Genomic DNA, 20024 nt, shown 5'->3' on the forward strand with positions numbered 1-20024 from the left:
TAAATGAGGAGTGATGATAATAAAGGGAGATGCGCAAAATATATATAGTCCTTAGGTAACAATTTTCTTAGACGTTTATGTACACGATATAAAATGTAGCGAAAATACGTTTATAAAGTTGCAGAACTTATTTATTATCGTGTACGTAAACGGAATTTGAAAAAAGAAACAAAACCAAAAAATATGAGGTGAATGTACCATGAAACAGCAGGCCATTTTAAATGTAGATGTTGAACAGGGAATTATTAATAAAAATATATATGGGCACTTTGCTGAACATTTAGGCAGATGTATTTATGAAGGTATATGGGTAGGCGAAGATTCACCGATTCCTAATACAAATGGAATTCGAAACGATGTGGTTGAAGCATTAAAAAACATTAACATCCCAGTTCTTCGTTGGCCGGGTGGATGCTTTGCTGATGAGTATCATTGGAAAGATGGAGTCGGACAAAGGGAAAATCGGAAACGGATGGTAAACACTCATTGGGGTGGTGTAGTTGAAAACAATCATTTTGGTACACATGAATTTATGATGCTTTGTGAAATGCTTGAATGTGAGCCGTATATATGTGGAAACGTTGGAAGCGGGACTGTCCAAGAGATGTCAGAGTGGGTAGAGTACATGACATTCAAAGGTGAGTCACCGATGGCAAATTGGCGAAGAGAGAATGGTCAAGAAGAGCCATGGAAATTAACTTATTTTGGTGTTGGGAATGAGAATTGGGGATGTGGAGGGAATATGCGTCCTGAATACTATTCAGATCTCTATCGTCGCTATCAGACGTACGTTCGCGACTATGATGGAAACAAGATTTACAAGATTGCCGGTGGTGCTAATGTTGATGATTATAATTGGACAGAAGTGTTAATGCGAGAGTCTGCGCGCTATATGGATGGATTAAGCCTTCATTATTATACGGTACCTGGTGATTTTTGGACAGGGAAAGGGGCTGCAACAGGATTCCCTGAAGGTGAGTGGTTTGTAACGATGAAAAAAGCGTTACATATGGATACGTTAATTCGGAAGCATGGAACTATTATGGATAAATATGATCCAACAAAGCGGATCGGCATGATTATTGATGAGTGGGGGACATGGTTTGATGTAGAGCCTGGTACAAATCCTGGATTCTTGTATCAACAAAATACCATTCGAGATGCACTTGTTGCCGGTCTCCATTTTCATATTTTCCATGATCACTGTGACCGTGTTCAAATGACGAATATTGCTCAAACAGTGAATGTTCTTCAATCTATGATATTAACTGAGGGAGAGAAAATGATTTTCACCCCTACTTATCATGTATTTGAAATGTATAAAGTACATCATGATGCAACAAAGGTAGCGATTGATATGAAGGCAAACAATTATGAATTTGATGGAGAAACCATTCCACAAGTCAGCCTTACCGCTTCCAAAAATGACGAAGGAACTGTGCATGTAAGTATTTGCAATGTCGACCATCAAAACGAAGCAGAAGTGACCATCGACATTCGTGGTTTAGCAATATCCAATGTTACAGGCAGAATTTTAACAGCTGATAAGATGGATGCTCATAATTCATTTGAAGATGGTGAAAATGTGAAACCTGTTGAATTTACTGGATTTTCGTTGGACGGTAAAGGATTAGACATCATACTGCCTCCTATGTCTGTAGTTGTCTTGGCATTGAATTAAGGAGACCAGTTGATGATGAAATACAGTAATGATTGCAAGGGATGTCAAAGGAATGTCAGCGTTACAGATGAACCTCTTATCTATTATTCCGATTCGAGTATTGAAGATCATGATGATGATGAGTTTGTTAATGAAGAATTGTATAGTAAGCGAGTTCAGTTATGTCTCGATTGCACCTCTTTGCAATATGGTTCGACCTGTAAGTATTCGGGAGTACTCATCAGCTATAAAGCCAAACGAAAAAATAAAAGCTGCCCCATGCCTGGTGCGGCTAAATGGTAAAAGTAAGGGTAAATGAATCTTTTTAAAGGAAGGGAGAGATTACAATAATGAAAGCGACTATGACTCTTGATAAAGAGTTTAAAATTGGTGAAATTGATGATCGAATATATGGATCTTTTATTGAACATTTAGGGAGAGCCGTGTACGGGGGGATTTATGAACCAGACCATCCAGAAGCGGATGAGCAAGGGTTTCGTCAAGATGTAATCGAACTTGTTAAACAATTAAAGGTACCGCTTGTTCGTTACCCAGGTGGGAACTTTGTCTCTGGGTATAATTGGGAAGATGGAGTAGGTCCTGTAGCAGAACGGCCCCGTCGTTTAGATTTAGCTTGGAGAACCACAGAGACCAATGAAATTGGAACAAATGAATTTATGGATTGGGCAAAAAAGGTTAATGCCGAAGTAAACATGGCCGTAAACCTTGGAACAAGAGGGATTGATGCTGCGCGTAACTTAGTTGAATATTGCAATCATACGTCCGGCTCATACTGGAGTGACCTTCGTATTAAGCATGGTTATAAGGAGCCGCATAAAATTAAAACCTGGTGCTTAGGAAATGAAATGGACGGTCCTTGGCAGATTGGTCACCGCACGGCTGATGAGTATGGTCGTATTGCCGCCGAAACGGCAAAAGCGATGAAATGGGTTGACCCTTCCATTGAATTGGTCGCTTGCGGAAGCTCGAATCGTCTAATGCCAACATTTGCTGAATGGGAAGCGACTGTTCTTGAGCATACGTATGATCACGTTGAATTTATCTCATTGCACACGTATTATGGGAACCGTGATGAAGATTTAGCAAACTATCTAGCGCAATCTCTTGATATGGATCAGTTTATTTATTCGGTGATTTCAATTGCCGATTATATTAAAGCGAAAAAGCGAAGTAAGAAAACTATTAATCTATCATTCGATGAGTGGAATGTTTGGTTCCATTCAAATGAAGCTGATAAGAAAATTGAGCCATGGTCGGTTGCACCTCCGCAACTTGAAGATATTTATACGTTTGAAGATGCGCTTCTAGTTGGAAGTATGTTGATCTCCTTACTCAAACGTGCTGACCGTGTAAAAATTGCGTGTTTGGCTCAGCTTGTTAATGTCATCGCTCCGATCATGACGGAAAATGGTGGCCAGGCTTGGACACAAACGATTTTCTACCCATACATGCACGCATCTGTATTTGGGAGAGGGGTTGCATTACATGCACTGGTATCTTCACCTAAGTATGATAGTAAAGATTTTACCGATGTCCCTTATCTAGATACAGTATCTGTTTATAATGAAGAAAGTGAAACGGTCACCATTTTTGCAGTGAATAAACACCAAACCGATGTATTATCACTTGATGCTGATGTTAGAAGTTTTGAAGGATACCGAGTGGTTGAACATATTATTCTTGAGCATGATGAGGTTAAGGCGACAAATCAGCATAATCGCACAAATGTTGTTCCGCATAATAATGGAGATGCGAAAGTGGATGGTGGTAAATTAGAAGCGAATCTACCGAAGCTTTCATGGAATGTGATCCGCTTGGCGAAGTAAGAGCGAGACTTAAATAAGGGCTTGGATATAATATGTGATTATTTAGAAGAAGGGGGTGCCAAAGGTCTGTTTTAGACCTTTGGCACCCCCTTAGTTTCTATAGTTTGAACGAACTCTTTAACGAAACAATTAAATTAAACACTAAGTTATCTTTTGCTGTATCTTTTGGATCGACATTAAAGTAACCATGTCTAAAAAATTGAAACTTATCTTGTGCAGAAACATCATTCATGTTTGGTTCAACAAATCCTTTTAATACTTGTAGAGAGTTAGGATTAACTTGATCTAGGAATGTTTTTTCTGTTTCTTCTTCTAACTCTTCTGGGTCATCAGTGGAAAGTAGTGGCTCGTATAAACGAAATTCAGCTGGAACTGCTTGTGTTGCTTCCACCCAGTGTAAGGTTCCTTTTACTTTACGACCAGTAAACCCTGTACCGCTCTTCGTCTCTGGATCATACGTACAATGAATTTCTACGACATTGCCGTCTTCATCTTTAATGACATCTTCACACTTGATGAAGTAAGCGTGTTTTAGGCGAACCTCGTTTCCAGGGAAGAGACGAAAGTATTTCTTTGGCGGATTTTCCATGAAATCTTCTCGTTCAATATAAATCTCTCTTGAGAATGGAATTTGTCTTGTCCCCATTTCCGGATTCTCGGGGTTAATTTCCGCATCAAGCATTTCTACTTGTCCCTCTGGGTAGTTTGTAATCACGACTTTTAATGGACGAAGGATTCCCATCGTACGAGGTGCTTTCATTTTTAAATCTTCTCGTACAAAGTAGTCCAGCATTTGAGAGTCTACATGACCAGACCCTTTAGATACACCTGTTTCACGTACAAACGTACGGATGGCTTCTGGTGTGTATCCTCTTCTTCGTAAACCTGAGATTGTTGGCATGCGCGGATCATCCCATCCATCAACAAACCCTTCATCGACTAGTTGTTTTAACTTACGCTTACTCATAACAGCATTTGTAATGTTTAAACGACCGAACTCAATTTGTTGTGGCGTGCTCTGCATTTCACATTCTTCTACAATCCAGTTATAAAGTGGACGTTGGTCTTCAAATTCAGTTGTACAAATTGAATGTGTGACATCCTCAATGGCGTCCTCTAATGGATGTGCAAATGCGTACATTGGATAAATGCACCATTGGTCTCCTGTGTTATGATGTTCTGCGTGAGAAATTCGGTAAATAACAGGATCGCGTAGGTTAATATTAGGAGAACTCATATCAATTTTTGCTCGTAATACTTTCTCACCGTTTTCAAACTCACCTTTACGCATACGTTCGAATAATTCTAAGTTTTCCTCAATCGAACGATCTCGATAAGGGCTATCCTTACCTGGCTCTGTTAACGTACCACGGTATTCTCGGATTTCATCAGGCGATAAATCGTCGACATAGGCTTTTCCCTTCTTTATAAGAAGGACTGCTCTTTCGTACATTTCTTGAAAATAATCCGAAGCAAAAAATAGCCCGTCCCAATCATAACCAAGCCATTGGACATCCTCTTTAATTGCATGAACATACTCTGAGTCTTCCTTCAACGGGTTCGTATCATCAAAGCGTAAGTTTGTTCTTCCGTTAAATTCATCTGCTAAATCAAAGTTAATAACAATCGATTTGGCATGACCGATATGTAAGTATCCATTTGGTTCTGGAGGGAATCGAGTAATTACATGATTTCGCTTACCTGAATCTAAGTCTTCTTTTATAATATTTCTAATAAAATTAGAGGAATTATGTTCCACATATTTCACCCTTTCTTGTATGTATTGTGTATTATATTTTTTCCATAATACACATGTAATAGACAATATTGTATCACAAGTCATTGTTTGAACAAACGATCGTTTATTAGAGAGGCCACTGAAAAAGGTACGGTTTTGACCTTTTTCAATGGCCTTTAAGCAATGAGTTGCTTTGTCTTAAAGCCTGCTATGTGTGGTTTTCTAAATAGCAGGCGCGCAACGTGTGAAGCCATTGCTGTTTCCTCGAATCCGCTAAAAAGGACTTTTTCAGCGGATTCTTATTAGAGCTATAATAGTAGGAGAATTTATGTCCTTAACCAAGGGACAGCACATAAACAGTAGTTAAAGAGACCTTCACGAACTGATAACGCTAATTGGCAAGTCTTTCATCTTTTATAAAGGTTATATCCGATAACGTCGACATCGTTTATACTAGAATAGTAGAAATGAATATTGGAAAAGAGGTATTTGGATGATGTTGTTTCTAATGTTCTGTGTGATCGCTTACGTTGTTGGATCAATTCCAACTGGTAAAATAATAGCTAAACTTAAAGGCATAGACATTCAAGCAGTAGGTACAAAAAATATAGGTGCAAGTAATGTTTATTTAAATTTAGGCAAGAAAATGGCTTTCTTAGTCTTAATTGGTGACGTGAGTAAAGCTTTCATAATGGTTGCATTTGCTGCACAATTTTTTAGTGGTGGTCAAACGATGGTCATTGCATTGTGTGTCATTATTGGAAATTTGAAATCTATCTTTTTAAATTTCACGGGTGGAAAGGGCATTGCTACTAGCTTAGGGATCTTTTTAGCAACAGAACCGGTTGCTTTACTCATTATTGGTGTGCTGTGGTTACTAGGATTAGCGTTTAAAAAGTACATCTTATTAACAGGAGTTGCTGCGATTCTAGTTGTTCCATACCAATATATAGGTTATGAAGAAAAAATGGCAGTTGTCTCAGCTTTTCTAATTGTCTTGTTTATGCTTTTAAAACATAATGAAAACATTAAATGGGCCCGAGGGAGTAAAGCGTGAATATAGATGCTTGAAAAAGGGAGACAATAGAATAGGAACGTTACGGGTAAATGAAGGAGAAAGCAAATGAATAATTACAAATTAACAATCCAATATGATGGTGCTAGGTATAAAGGTTGGCAGCGTCTTGGGAATACGGAAAATACGATACAAGGGAAAATCGAAAATGTCTTATCTGAAATGGTAGGGAGAAACATCGAAATTATTGGTTCTAGTAGAACAGATGCAGGTGTACATGCACTTGCTCAAGTAGCAAATGTTAAGCTAATTGAAAAGATGGCAGAATCTGAAATCCAAAATTACTTGAATCGTTATTTACCACAGGATATTAGTGTTACAGACGTTTGTTCGGTTCATGACCGCTTTCACGCTAGATACAATGCAAAGGATAAAACGTACTTGTATAAAATTTGGAATGAGAGCTATCCGAATCCTTTTATGCGAAAGCATAGTCTGCATGTTGAAAAGAAGCTAGATGTAGAAAAAGTAAGAGAAGCAGCTGATTATTTTGTCGGTGAGCATGATTTCACTGCTTTTTCTAATGCAAAGTCGAAGAAAAAATCGATGGTGCGACATATTTATTCTATTGTGATCGAGGAAGACGCTGGATTCATTACTATTAGAATTCGAGGAAACGGCTTTCTGTATAATATGGTTAGAAAAATGGTAGGAACGTTGATTCATGTTGGATTAGGTGAAGTGCAGCCTGATGAGATAAAAACGATGTTAGAGTCGAATGATCGAAGCTTAGCCGGCTTTGCTGATGCAAATGGGTTGTATTTGGAGAATATTGGGTTTTAATTACGTACATGTAAGAGAAATAAAGGCAAACGGTGCGGAGGATTTTAGCTTCGCACCGTTTTTGTTTTGTGGACGTCTGAGAAATCTCTCAAAATAGCATAGTTTCTGACGATAAGTATAAAACAAATTAATTACGTACATATTAGTAGTAGAAAAATGTAAAGGAGAGCATAGATGAGTAGGTTAATAGGCTTTCTAATCGGCGTATTATATACAGACTGGCTCTTTCATACAGACAATGTGAATGCTTTTGGCTTTGCGGCTACGACAACTGGAGAACGAATCGGTTCGTTGCTATTTGCCGGGGGAGTGACAGTTGTCTTTTATATTGTATGTGCAAAATTATTTTCGTCCTCTTTCTTTCATGGTGTAATAGCTGCCTCAGGATTTTTTGCTAGTTTTGATATCGTCGTTATTCATTGGATTTTCGAACTCCATCGATTGACGCATGGTCCAGAAGCTGACATTATTGAACCGATTTTAGTTGTTATTGGAATCATTCTATTAGTATACGGAATAAAAAAAGAAAAGAAGAGTATTCGGCAAGCTAGCTAGTAATAGTCCGTTAAAACAACCTTAAGATCCAGGTCTTAAGGTTGTTTTCTGTTGTTCGGGGTGTAATTGTCAAAAATTCATCACTCTTCTGTAACGAAATCGTTCAATTTGTGATGTAATTCACATACATTTTGCTTATACAATAACAATATCTTCACATTAGAGAAGAGGAGGAGAGAAATGGATTCAGTTGAATTTAGTCGATATTTAACGATGCTGACATTGTCTGTACATGTTATTTTTGCCACACTCGGTGTCGGTGTTCCGATTATGATAACAATTGCTCATTGGCTTGGATTAAAAAATCAGGATGAGCATTATCTTTTATTAGCAAAACGTTGGGCACGTGGTTATGTCATTACTGTTGCTGTAGGTGTCGTAACAGGTACAGCGATTGCCTTGCAATTAGCTCTATTATGGCCGCGGTTTATGGAGTTTGCGGGACAACTTGTCGCTCTTCCGCTATTTATGGAGACGTTCGCGTTTTTCTTTGAAGCGATTTTTCTTGGGATTTATTTGTATACATGGGACCGATTCAAAAACCCGAAGCGTCATTTTTATTTATTAGCTCCAGTTGTATTAGGGTCGGCTATGTCGGCACTATTCATTACGTCAGTAAATGCTTTTATGAATACACCACAAGGGTTCACGTTAGTTGATGGTCAATTAACGAATATCCAACCGCTTGTTGCGATGTTTAATCCAGCCATGCCAACGAAAGTGGCTCATGTGTTGACATCTGCTTATATGACAACAGCGTTTGTCTTGGCGTCCATTGCGGCTTATCACTTGTTGAAAGGAAACCGTCATGAATATCATCGTAAAGCCCTTGCGCTAACGATGAAAATTGCTCTTATCTTCTCAATTGCCACAGCGCTTGTTGGTGATTTATCAGGGAAGTTTTTAGCTGAATATCAACCAGAAAAACTAGCTGCTGCTGAATGGCATTTTGAAACAGAGGGAGAGGCTCCTCTCGTTTTATATGGTGTCTTAACAGAAACAAATGAAGTGAAATATGCAATTCGAATACCTTATGCTCTTAGTATGCTTGTCCACAGTAACCCATTTGGAGTCGTTACAGGGTTAAATGATATTCCCGAAGAGTATCATCCACCACTTGTTGTCCACTATTTCTTTGATATTATGGTGACGATAGGAATTTGGTTAACTGTGTTGTCACTGTTTTATTGGCTTGCTCTATCGCGTGGATGGGCTGTCATTAAGACGCGTTTATTCCGCATCCTTCTTGTTGCATCTGGTCCGTTAGCGATGATTGCGATTGAGGCGGGCTGGTGGTTTACAGAAGTCGGGCGTCAGCCTTGGATTATGCGTGGATTTATGACTACGGCAGAAGGAGCAACTGATTCTCCGTATGTATGGGTAATGTTTATTGCGTTTGCGATTCTTTATATAATTCTAATGATTGGTACAGCTGTTGTGTTAACACGGATGTTTAAAAAGAATCCAGTGGAGCGAGAATTAGAAAAGCTTGCAGATGAACAAAGGAGTGTTGCGAAATGACAATTGAGGTGATAGGAATATCGGTATTATGGTTGTTCCTATTTGGCTATGTCATTGTAGCATCGATTGATTTCGGTGCTGGATTCTTTAATGCGTCGACGATCGTTACCAAGAAGCATCATATTGTTAATACTGTCATCCAGCGATATTTATCGCCTGTTTGGGAAATCACGAATGTATTCTTAGTATTCTTCTTTGTTGGGATGATAGGATTTTTCCCACAGACAGCTTATTACTTCGGTACAGTGCTATTAATTCCGATAAGCATTTCGATCATTTTGCTTGCCCTTCGTGGAAGTTACTATGCATTTGGAACATATGGGACAAAAGGACATGTCGGTTACACACTTATGTACGGAGTGACCGGTGTCCTAATCCCGGCATCACTCACAACAGCATTGATTGTTTCACAAGGTGGATTCATCCGTGAAACAGCTTCTGGACGTATTGAACTTGATTATGTGGCATTATTTACAAGCCCGTTTGCTTGGTCAATTGTTGTCCTCAGTCTAGTAAGTGTTCTATTTATTTCGGCTAGTTTTTTAGCTTACTATTCGTCTGTTGCTCAGGATAAAAAGGCTTTGAAGCTTTTTAAGAAGTACACATGGATTTGGAGCTTCCCGACGATTGTGACTGCTTTAGGGATTATTATTGAGATGAGATGGCATAACCCAGCTCACTTTGAAGGACTCGTATCACTTTGGTGGCTTTTTGCCTTGTCGTTTATTTGTTTCTTGATCAGTTTATGGCTCTTAAAAACGAGAAACTACGGCTGGTCATTTATTTTCGTTGTGCTTCAGTTTGCGTTAGCCTTTTATGCTTACGGCGTATCAAGGTATCCGTATTTACTGTATCCACACTTAACGATCTATGATAGCTTTACAAACGAAACGATGGCATATGCGCTCATCACAGTGTTTATTTTAGGTTTGATGCTTTTAATACCGTCGCTCTATCTAGTGTTTAAATTGTTTATTATGAATAAGCCGTATATTCAAAGTGGCAAATAAGGAGGAAGTAAAAATGCACAACTTTTTGTTGTTTTACGCACCGCTTCTTGTAGCTGTGCTGGCCATGGTTATTTCCTTTTTCGTAGCAAATAAAAGCACGAAGTACGAGGACTAACTGATGAAGTCACTTCAAAAGCTAGCATTAGCTGAGAAAGGGCGCTATTACGCATTGTATGTCATAGCGATAGCTCTTGGTATCGTTGTAATATCACAAGCGTACTTGATCGTCTCCATTGTTGATGACCTGTTTTTAAATAAACAAACGTTTGATCAAATTCTACCGTTGTTATTTGTTTTATTAGGTGTCCTGCTTGTTAGGGCATCTTTATCTTATTTAAGCGGCAAGATCGGTGTGGAGATGGCTGCGAGAGTGAAGCAAAAATACCGAGAGCGGCTGTTGCATTCATATGGAAGCCGTACGGTTATGGCTTCGACAAAAGGACAGTCGGGATCAAAAATGAGTGTGATGTTGGATGCGGTTGATGAATTAGACAGTTTTTTTAGCAAGTATGTCCCGCAAAAGATCATAACGACAGTTGTCCCGCTTCTAATCTTAATCGTGGTGTTTTCCCAGCACATTTACTCGGGTCTCATTATTTTGCTGACAGCACCGTTCATCCCGCTGTTTATGGCTATTGTCGGCAGTATGACGCAGAAAAAGTCAGAAGAGAAGCTAGATAGTCTTAAAGCTTTTTCTGGACGCTTTCTTGATACGATTCAAGGTCTTGAAAGCTTAAAGCTATTTGGGCGATCAAAGCATTACAAAGAAGTCATTCGAAAAAGCAGTCTCGACTTTCGTGATACCACGATGGGAATTTTAAAAGTAGCGTTTACGTCGTCATTAATGCTTGAATTTATTTCAATGTTAAGTATTGGACTTGTTGCGCTAGAGCTTGGTTTACGTCTTGTTGTTTTTAATCAAATCAACTTTTTCACAGCTTTTTTCATTTTGCTGTTAGTGCCTGAATTCTTTAATTTGCTTAAGGAACTAGGAAGTGCCTTTCATTCGGGGCGAAGTAGTACAGGGGCTGCGGAAAAGATAGAAAAGGAATTGGAGAATAAAGAAAGCGTAACAGAGTGGGGGACGCGTTCAGTAGAGAAGCCACTTTCAATCAAGCTGAACAATGTAACGTATGACTATGAATCAAGTGATTTTGGATTAAAAGGAATAAGAAGTGATTTCCCTTCAACTGGCCAAGTGGCAATTGTTGGGAGAAGCGGGGCGGGAAAGACGACGTTATTAAATGTGGTTGCTGGACTGCTGCCTCCACAAAGTGGTGGTGTGGTATTGAACGAGCATCATTTGTTTGAGTACAAAAGGCAGGAATGGTTCTCGCATATTAGTTATATTACACAGCATCCATACTTGTTTGCAGGAACGATTTCAGAAAACATTTCTTTAGGAGTTCAGGCAACGAAGGATGAAATCGAAAGAGCATCCGTTCAAGCAGGACTTAGAGAGTTCGTTCAGTCCATGCCTGATGGGTATGATACAGCAATAGGTGAAGGTGGAAGAGGCCTTTCAGGGGGAGAGAAGCAGCGAATTGCTCTTGCTCGCGCCTTTTTAAAGAATCCATTAGTTGTTCTATTTGATGAACCGACGACAGGTCTAGACTTACAGACAGAGCGATATCTTCATGAATCGATTCAGAGGCTGACTAAGACGTCCCTAGTTATAACAGTTGCGCACCGTGTGCAGACAATCAAGCTTGCTGATCAAATCTTGTTGCTTGATAAAGGAGAGCTGTTAGCAGAGGGGACACATGACCAACTCTTGGCAACATCGGAGTATTATCGTCAATTGTTTAGTGTGCAAGGGAAGGAGGAGCAGGGATGAGTGAGCTTACCCATATCGTAAAAAATATGATTCAGGATAAGAAAGACGTTGTATTATCTGTTTTGTTTGGATTTTTAGCAGGTATTACTGCAGTTGGGTTATTTGCGGCAAATGGGTATTTAATCTCACAAGCTGCTCTAGAGCCCCCAATGTATGTATTGATTGCGATGGTGGCTGTGGTTAAAATTGGAAGTTTTATACGCGCCCTAAGTCGTTATGCAGAACGTTATTACTCACATAGGGCCACTTTTACGATGCTTAGTGATCTACGTGTGTATTTCTATGATAAATTAGAGCGAATAGGAACATCTTTGTTCCAAACATATCGTAGTGGTGATTTGCTATCACGAGTTGTAGGGGATGTTGAAAGTCTTCAGAACTTTTTTCTTCGTGTCCTATACCCTCCAATTGTGATGGTATTAGTATTTTTAAGCACGATTGTTTTCGTTTCTTTTTATTCGCTTCAAGTTGTCATTTGTTTACTTGTTGGTCTTATTTTAACCGCGATTATTATGCCTGCTTGGTTTGCTCAGAAACAAAAAAAAGTGAGCAGTCGAATTCTCGAAGAACGATCACAGTTATCAACGGATGTCGCTGAATGGTTTTATGGCTTCCGAGAGTTAACAATTCACCAAAAACTAGAGGAAAAAGAGCAACATCTTGTTGCGTCTTCGAATCGATATATTAAAGAGCAAGAACAAGCAGGTATCCAGTCCATTTTCCATCAATCAATGAATATGGCTGTTTCGTTACTTGTCTCTTGGGCAGTACTAGCTATTGGTGCACTTTTAGTTGCTGGTGGAGAGTTAGATGGTCTATTTTTAGCAATGCTTATTATGATTAGTTTCATTGTGTTTGAACAATCGGTACCAATGGCGTTGTTTCCCATTCATTATGATGAAAGTGAAAGAGCAGCTAAAAGGTTGTATTCCGTTGTCGATCAGACTGAACAAAAAAGGCCACTGTCTACTCAGCATAATCAATGTTTATACGCTTCCCCGTCCATTGATTTTAAAAAAGTGAGTTTTGCATTTTTAAAAGATCAGCGTAGCACCTTAACAGACGTTACAGTAAGTTTTCCTGCTGGATCAAAGACGGCTATTGTAGGACCGAGTGGGTCGGGAAAGTCAACATTATTGAACTTAATTTTAAAGCAATTTGATGCAGAGGGAGAAATATTGATTGATGGAGTCCCTATTAGTCAGTTTGAGCAAGAAATAATTTGGGAAAAGGTGAATGTAGTCCTTCAGGAAAGTCATTTCTTTTACGGTACGGTTAGAGACAATTTATTGTTATCTGATCAGAACTGGACAGACGAAGATCTGAAACAACTATTAGTTGATGTTCAATTACCTTATTTGAATTTGGATGATCCCGTGTTGGAAAAAGGACAAAATTTATCTGGCGGTGAAAAGCAGAGACTTGCAATGGCCCGTGCCATTGCAAAGAGTGGTAACTTATGGCTTCTTGATGAACCTACCTCTTCCTTAGATTCATGGACGGAACAACGTCTGTATGAACGTCTATTTACTCAAGCGAGAAATGACACAGTTATCATAGTCAGTCACCGACTAGCTGGCCTAGAGAAGATGGATCAGATCATTGTGATGGATCAAGGGAAGGTTATTGAGGTTGGGAGCTTTTCAAAGCTTATGAAGGAAAAAGGGTATTTTTATAAGCTAAAGCAAATTGAGAAAAGTGTGTTACAGTAACTAGACACTCTTGTATCACTAAAATCTTACAGAAGAATTGTGTAGTACTCAAAGAGGACTGGCTAATATGCCGGTCCTCTTCTTCGTGCTAGTTCTTTCTAATTAAAGTTGAAAGAAAGTATGTACGACAGGGAATGAATTTTTATCTAGCAATACTGCAATGCTCCAATACCTTATAAAAGTAAACATAATTTATCCAATTTAGGTGAAAGATAACAAGAAAGTTATTATATATGGGTGATTATATGGAAGCGATATTAGATCGAGTATTTGGCTTTTTACCTCAAAGAATAATCCTTTGGGTAGGCGTGGGAACCTTAGTATTTATTTTGGCTTTTCAATATATATACAGCAAGTTAACTGAAATTTTAAAGCTTCCTTGGATGAAGGAAGAAAATCAACAACAAAGAAAACAGATCTTACAAAAAAATAACAAAAACTCAAAACAGAATTAGGGGTGAAAAGATGATTAATCAAGATCATTACCGCATTTCCCCTTTAGAAATGTCTTTAACTTTAATTTCTATGTTATTGGCTATAGGGGTGTTAACTTTACCCCGAACATTAGCTGAAACAATGGAGACCGGGGATGGGTGGATTGCGGTTCTAGTTAGCGGTAGCTTGGTAATGGTATTTGTCTATCTGATTGTTCGTCTTCAAAAACATTTTCCTGGCCAAACTCTACTAGAGTTTATTGGTGAAAGAGGGTTTGGAAAATGGGTTGCTAGGCTTTTAGCAATCCTTTTTGCCCTCTACTTTATTCCCTTTTTAGCTTATGAAGCACGTATCCTTGCCGTTGTCGTCCGAATGTATTTGCTTGATCGAACTCCAATGGAAATAACACTTGCCATTATTCTACTAACTACAACGTATGCTGTAACAAAAGGGGTTCAAGGCATTGTTCATTTAAATCTAATGTTTATTCCTTTTATCATTCTTATTTATCTTGTCTTAATCGCTTTTAATATCGAGAATATGGATATCGTTGAACTCCGACCTGTTTTACCCTTAGGAATTCTGCCTTTACTACCGGCTTTAGAGCCAACTTTGTTTTCGTTTTTAGGGATTGAGTTATTGTTTTTTTGGCTTACTTATATGAAATCAAGCAATTTAAGAGCATTACCTCTAAATATGGGGATTCTTTTTGTAACGATCTTGTATTTTTTAATTGTAGTCGTTTCTTACACTGCCATGTCTGTTAACTCTGTAAAGAAATTAGTATTCCCAACTGTTACCTTAGCAAAAGAAGTAGAGATTGTTGAAGGGTTGATTGAACGGTTTGAACCATTAATGATTGTCATTTGGATTATGGCAATTTTTAATACAATGGCTATTATCCATCTTCTTGCTGTTCAAGTAATAAAAAAAGAAATACTAAATACGAAAAAGGGAATGTGGATTCCTGGTGTTGTCACCTTTTTAGCTTATATCGTTGCGTTTATACCGAACTCTATCCAAGAAGTCTTTAAATTAGGGGATCTAGTGAGTTATACCGGTGCGCTGCTTATTGTACTTAGTCTGATTATTGGTTTTCTGACTGTATGGATCAGAACAAAAAAGAACAAGAATCAACAACAAGCTAAGGAGATAGCAAAATGAATGGAAAAGTATTAACGTTTCTTCTCATTTGTCTACTAATTTTACCTGGATGTTGGGATTTAACGGAAATTGAACAGATAAGCTTTGTTATAGGAACAGCTTTTGATCCCATGAATGATGAGGAAATTAGAGCAACGTATGAAGAGGAAACGGGCAGACCTCTACCTAAGGGGATGTTCCAAATGACGAATCAAATCGTCATTCCTGGACAAATTGAAGGCGGAGAAGAAGGCGGGAGTGCTTCAGAGGGACCGTTCTTTAATATTCGCACAACAGCAATGACTAGCTTTAAGACAAACCGAAATTTTACGACTAGAAGAAGTAGAACGATGAATTATGAACATTTAAAAACGCTGATTATTAATGAGGAGTTAGCTCGAGAAGGGATCATAGAACACCTTTTAGATTTGTTTATTCGAGACCACGAAATGAGAAGGGACATTCTTATTCTTATTTCAAAAGGAAAAGGATCTGACATACTAGAAAAGAAACTACCTTTAGAAATGATGCCGGCAATGTCTATTGAAATGATTAGCGAACATGCTCCGAGAGGACATAGCATTCCCCCACCAAAATACAGCGGTGAATTAATGAGTAATATTATTAGTGATCAAAGCTATATTATTCCGCGGATTGTGAATACGGATGGAGAAGAATTTAAAGTAGCAGGTGCGGCTGTTTTTCTTGGAAAAGAAAATAAAATGGTTGGTTGGATGGGGGAGTATGACGTTCAAGGGTATAGTTGGATAACTGGTACTGTGGAGAATGAGATAGTAGAAGCTTATTATGGACGTGAGCAGAAACCTTTTGTCTACGAAACTGATTACACGGAAACAGAGGTTCATTATAAGAAGGAAAATGGAAAAGATATTTTTGATATAAAGATTAGGTCAGAGGGTTTTTTTGTGGAAAACTGGATTGCTGGCATCGAGCTTGACTCTCAAGAGACGATCTTAAAGCTTGAAGAAGAAGTTGCGAAAGAAATTGAACGACAAGGAAATAAAATTATTGGAAAAATGCAAGAGGAATTTTTCACTGATATTTTTCAGCTTCATGAACACGTAAAAACGAATAACTTTTCTTATTGGCAAGAGGTGAAAGGTCATTGGGACGGTGAAGGAGGAGCATTTTCTAATACGGAAATCAATGTAGAAGCAAAGGTGAAAATACGTCATCATATGACAACGGAGGAATTAGAAGAGGAATGAGGTGAGGATATGTATAGAAGGCTTTTAAAAAAGCTAAATGAACAGAAAGTACGGGAGACAGATGAATATACGATTGAAGTCTCTAAAGATATTGCTACAATGGTTGAATCGATCAATAACATTGTTGGTGAAAGTGATGATATCGTTCAACGAAACTTTAAAGTGGGAGCTCATTTAAAAGCCAGTTTATTCTTTGTAGATGGTCTTGTCTTTGACTCAGGAATTGAGGATCGAATTATTAAACCTCTCATTTATTTTGCTGAGACGAACAAAGAATTCACCGCGGAGCAGTTAGTAGAACACGTTTTGACAGAAGTCATCACATATATTGAAGTTGCTGAGACGGATACGTTTGATGAAGCGATTTTGTCTCTTATGTCAGGAGAAACACTACTTGTCATTGATGGAGTAGAAAAGTTTCTTATTTTTGATACGAGACAGTTTAATCAACGTGGGATTGAAGAACCTGAAAGTGAAGTAATCGTCCGCGGGCCACGTGATGGCTTTAATGAAGTTCTTCACACAAATGTCATGTTAATACGTAGACGATTACGAGACCCAAATCTGACTGTGCAATTTGGTCAGCTTGGGCGCCGGTCAAAAACGGATTTTGCGCTTGTTTACATAAAGGGGATAACTAATCAAGATCTAGTAGAGGAGGTGCGTTACCGACTTTCTTGTCTTGATATGGATATGATATCTGAGACAGGGGTTATTGAGCAATATATTGAAGATAATGTTCTGTCTCCATTCCCGCAAGTATTACGAACGGAAAGACCAGATAAAACTATTAATGCGTTAACAAGTGGTAAAGTCATTGTTGTATTAGACGGAACCCCATTTGTACTTATGGCCCCTATAACCTTTAATGATTTAATGAAAGCAACCGAGGATAACTACGACCGTTGGCATATTAGTAGTTTCATTCGGTTACTACGCTATTTAGCAGCGTTTATGGCTGTGTTTTTGCCTGGGCTATATATTGCGATGGTTTCATATCATCAGGGTATGATTCCAACTGTTTTGGCCTTGTCCATCGCTGGTACTCGAGAAGGTGTGCCATTTCCTGGTTTCATTGAGGCATTTTTAATGGAAATCACTTTTGAACTGTTAAGAGAAGCGGGAATTCGCTTACCACGTCCAATTGGTCAAACAATTGGTATAGTTGGTGGGCTTGTTATTGGAGATGCTGCTGTACGTGCGGGGATTGTAAGTCCCGTTATGGTTATTGTTGTAGCTATTACGGCGATCGCATCTTTTGCCATTCCAGCTTACAACGTAAGTATTACTTTTCGACTGTTACGTTTTGGTGTGATGATTTCTTCAGCTCTTTTCGGATTGTTTGGCATTGTTATCGTTTATATTTTAATAAATATTCATTTAGTCGGATTGAGAAGCTTTGGGAGTTACTATACGTCTCCATTTGCACCGTATAAATTTGGTGAATGGTTAGATCTTATGATCCGTGCACCGCTTGTCCTTATGAAAAACCGCCCTTCAGAACCACGTATGCTTGATGAGAAGAGAAAAGACATCTAGTTTAAGAATTTTGAATAAATATTTAATAAAGTCAAACAAACGTTTAATTAACTTGTATGGAGGTGTTTCTTATGGATCAAATGCTTGATATTGCCTATTCTAATTTGTTGTCACCAATGATTTTATTTTTTCTCATTGGAATTATTGCTGTTGTTGTTAACTCTGACTTAAAGGTACCAACAGCGTTTTATACGGGGTATACAATGATTATCTTATTTACAATTGGGATTAAAGGAGGCGTAGAGCTACGGCATGTTTCTTTAATGGAAATGATTCCAACCATTATTGCAGCGGTGATATTAAGTATTATCATGCTATATATTACGTACTTTTTCGTACATAAACTTTTTTCCTACTCTGTATTAGAGTCATGGGCTGTATCAGCACATTACGGTTCAGTTAGTGCTGTTACATTTATTGCGGGGTTAGCTTTTTTAGATAAGATGGGGATCTTCTATGAAGCTTATATGTCAGCTATTTTAGTTATTATGGAAGGCCCAGCTATTATTTTGGCTATTATAATGTACAAGCTCTATTTGCAAAGACAAGGCACAGAGGAAACGAATCCGAATGCGAGTATCAAACATGTCGTAAAAGAAGCCTTCTTTGGAAAAAGTATTTTCTTGCTTCTGGGTGGTATTTTTATTGGTTTTGTCGCTCATGAAGATGGACTCCTGCTAATCAAACCGCTATTTGGAGATCTATTTTATGGTATTCTATGTATTTTCTTATTACATATGGGGATGATTGCTACACAAAGTATTAAGCAAATGAAAAATATAAGAATTGTCTCTTTTTTGTTTGCATTTATTTTACCGGTTATTGGAGGGACGATAGGGATTCTGACAGGACAAGTGATTGGACTATCAATGGGAGGAGCTTTCATTTTAGCGGTCTTAACAGGAAGCGCCTCCTATATCGCGGCACCTGCAGCGATAGCACAAGCGATTCCAGAGGCCAATTCCGGTATTTACTTAGGGTCAGCGCTAGGTTTAACATTGCCATTTAATTTAGTTTTTGGAATACCTTATTTTTATTGGGTTGCAACACTTTTATATTAAGTCAGAAGAAAGGGGATATCATATGCCGGAGTTGCCAGAAATGGAAACATACAAACGCCTTCTAAGTGAACAGGTGGCTGGTCAAACAGTTACGACTGTTGAAGTAACCAGGGAAAAAACGATCAATATTCCTGTAGAACAGTTTATAAGAGAGATACAAAACAAAACTGTAATTGCCATTGAAAGGCGTGCGAAGTTTCTTATATTCAAACTTGATTCGGGAAAAAGCTTGTTGCTGCATCTTATGCTTGGTGGATTAATGTACGTTGGAGGAAAGGGCGATGATTTAGAGCGAACGAAACAGGTGACCCTTTCCTTTGGTGAGAAGAAGTTGTATTTTATTGGGTTGCGTCTTGGTTACTTGCATTTGCTTACAGCTGAGCAGCTTGAAGAAACGCTTAGCGATTTAGGGCCCGAGCCCATAGATCCTTCTTTTACGTTAGAAACATTTCTAGAGCTAATGAAAAAGAAAAGAGGCGCATTGAAGACATCATTAGTAAACCAAAAGTTCATAGCAGGTATTGGCAACCTTTACTCAGACGAAATATGCTATCATGCTCAATTACTGCCAAAAAGGCAAGCAAACGATTTAACAGAAGAGGATCAAATAAAACTTTATCATAGCATCCAAGCGGTATTAAAAAGAGGGATTCAATTTGGTGGATATATGGATGTTCCGGTATGTAAGGAAGACCAATTGACAGGAGGTTATAATGAGCATTGTTATGTTTATGACCTTGAAGGGCAACCGTGCAAACGTTGTGGAAAGTCCATTATTAAGGATGAAATCTCTTCTAGAAAGACATTTTACTGTGATTGGTGTCAAAGGTAATGGAATAAGCAAAAACATGCTCAAAGCTAATGATAAGTTATGAGCAT

18 protein-coding genes are annotated in these 20024 nt (G+C 38.4%); 17 read left to right on the forward strand and 1 reads right to left on the reverse strand.

What is annotated here, in order from left to right; all coding sequences use genetic code 11:
- The first annotated feature begins 199 nt into the window (after nucleotides 1–199).
- From MF646_RS11220 to arfA, 3 genes are read left to right on the forward strand one after another with little or no spacing between them, the layout of a single operon-like run.
- Nucleotides 200–1681 carry an alpha-N-arabinofuranosidase gene (locus MF646_RS11220; protein WP_250096587.1) on the forward strand — a complete coding sequence of 494 codons (1482 nt, stop codon included), beginning with the start codon at nucleotides 200–202 and terminating at the stop codon, nucleotides 1679–1681.
- A gap of 12 nt (nucleotides 1682–1693) precedes the next feature.
- On the forward strand, nucleotides 1694–1963 hold the full coding sequence (locus MF646_RS11225) for a hypothetical protein (protein ID WP_250096588.1): 270 nt from the start codon (nucleotides 1694–1696) through the stop codon (nucleotides 1961–1963).
- A gap of 47 nt (nucleotides 1964–2010) precedes the next feature.
- Nucleotides 2011–3507 (forward strand): arabinosylfuranosidase ArfA, encoded by a 1497-nt coding sequence (gene arfA, locus MF646_RS11230; protein WP_275980290.1) that lies wholly within the window; start codon nucleotides 2011–2013, stop codon nucleotides 3505–3507.
- 97 nt (nucleotides 3508–3604) lie between these two features.
- On the opposite strand, the gene MF646_RS11235 is transcribed toward arfA, so the two are convergent.
- Nucleotides 3605–5266 (reverse strand): glutamine--tRNA ligase/YqeY domain fusion protein, encoded by a 1662-nt coding sequence (locus MF646_RS11235; protein ID WP_250096589.1) that lies wholly within the window; start codon nucleotides 5264–5266, stop codon nucleotides 3605–3607.
- 472 nt (nucleotides 5267–5738) lie between these two features.
- Between MF646_RS11235 and MF646_RS11240 the strand changes: the two genes are divergently transcribed.
- The 14 genes from MF646_RS11240 to mutM all read left to right on the forward strand — a co-directional run bounded on the left by MF646_RS11240 (nucleotide 5739) and on the right by mutM (nucleotide 19977).
- Nucleotides 5739–6302 carry a glycerol-3-phosphate acyltransferase gene (locus MF646_RS11240; protein WP_250096590.1) on the forward strand — a complete coding sequence of 188 codons (564 nt, stop codon included), beginning with the start codon at nucleotides 5739–5741 and terminating at the stop codon, nucleotides 6300–6302.
- A gap of 66 nt (nucleotides 6303–6368) precedes the next feature.
- Entirely contained in the window at nucleotides 6369–7103 is a 735-nt protein-coding gene (truA, locus tag MF646_RS11245) for a tRNA pseudouridine(38-40) synthase TruA (protein ID WP_250096591.1), read from the forward strand.
- 174 nt (nucleotides 7104–7277) lie between these two features.
- On the forward strand, nucleotides 7278–7658 hold the full coding sequence (locus tag MF646_RS11250; RefSeq protein WP_250096592.1) for a hypothetical protein: 381 nt from the start codon (nucleotides 7278–7280) through the stop codon (nucleotides 7656–7658).
- Nucleotides 7659–7838: 180 nt separating this feature from the next.
- Entirely contained in the window at nucleotides 7839–9179 is a 1341-nt protein-coding gene (locus tag MF646_RS11255; RefSeq protein WP_250096593.1) for a cytochrome ubiquinol oxidase subunit I, read from the forward strand.
- Complete coding sequence (locus MF646_RS11260; RefSeq protein ID WP_250096594.1) at nucleotides 9176–10189, forward strand: cytochrome d ubiquinol oxidase subunit II; 1014 nt, start codon at nucleotides 9176–9178, stop codon at nucleotides 10187–10189. The genes MF646_RS11255 and MF646_RS11260 overlap by 4 nt, the downstream gene beginning before the upstream one ends.
- A 13-nt stretch (nucleotides 10190–10202) precedes the next feature.
- Nucleotides 10203–10304, forward strand: coding sequence for a cytochrome bd oxidase small subunit CydS family protein (gene cydS, locus MF646_RS23485; RefSeq protein WP_420842499.1), 102 nt, complete (start codon nucleotides 10203–10205; stop codon nucleotides 10302–10304).
- 3 nt (nucleotides 10305–10307) lie between these two features.
- Nucleotides 10308–12026 (forward strand): thiol reductant ABC exporter subunit CydD, encoded by a 1719-nt coding sequence (gene cydD, locus MF646_RS11265; RefSeq protein ID WP_250096595.1) that lies wholly within the window; start codon nucleotides 10308–10310, stop codon nucleotides 12024–12026.
- A complete protein-coding gene (cydC, locus tag MF646_RS11270) occupies nucleotides 12023–13738 on the forward strand; it encodes a thiol reductant ABC exporter subunit CydC (protein WP_250096596.1) in 1716 nt (571 codons plus the stop codon). The genes cydD and cydC overlap by 4 nt, the downstream gene beginning before the upstream one ends.
- Before the next feature lie 245 nt (nucleotides 13739–13983).
- Nucleotides 13984–14193 carry a hypothetical protein gene (locus tag MF646_RS11275; protein ID WP_250096597.1) on the forward strand — a complete coding sequence of 70 codons (210 nt, stop codon included), beginning with the start codon at nucleotides 13984–13986 and terminating at the stop codon, nucleotides 14191–14193.
- Between the two features lie 10 nt (nucleotides 14194–14203).
- Complete coding sequence (locus MF646_RS11280) at nucleotides 14204–15337, forward strand: GerAB/ArcD/ProY family transporter (protein WP_250096598.1); 1134 nt, start codon at nucleotides 14204–14206, stop codon at nucleotides 15335–15337.
- On the forward strand, nucleotides 15334–16545 hold the full coding sequence (locus tag MF646_RS11285; protein WP_250096599.1) for a Ger(x)C family spore germination protein: 1212 nt from the start codon (nucleotides 15334–15336) through the stop codon (nucleotides 16543–16545). Before MF646_RS11280 ends, MF646_RS11285 begins: the two co-directional genes overlap by 4 nt.
- Nucleotides 16546–16554: 9 nt before the next feature.
- The gene (locus MF646_RS11290) at nucleotides 16555–18084 is read left to right on the forward strand and encodes a spore germination protein (protein ID WP_250096600.1); all 1530 of its coding nucleotides are present in this window, start codon (nucleotides 16555–16557) and stop codon (nucleotides 18082–18084) included.
- A gap of 71 nt (nucleotides 18085–18155) precedes the next feature.
- Entirely contained in the window at nucleotides 18156–19145 is a 990-nt protein-coding gene (locus MF646_RS11295; protein WP_250096601.1) for a sodium-dependent bicarbonate transport family permease, read from the forward strand.
- 22 nt (nucleotides 19146–19167) lie between these two features.
- On the forward strand, nucleotides 19168–19977 hold the full coding sequence (gene mutM / locus MF646_RS11300; protein ID WP_250096602.1) for a bifunctional DNA-formamidopyrimidine glycosylase/DNA-(apurinic or apyrimidinic site) lyase: 810 nt from the start codon (nucleotides 19168–19170) through the stop codon (nucleotides 19975–19977).
- Nucleotides 19978–20024: the final 47 nt, after the last annotated feature.

The sequence above is a fragment of the Halalkalibacter alkaliphilus genome (assembly GCF_023555415.1).
GTDB lineage: Bacteria > Bacillota > Bacilli > Bacillales > Bacillaceae_D > Halalkalibacter > Halalkalibacter alkaliphilus.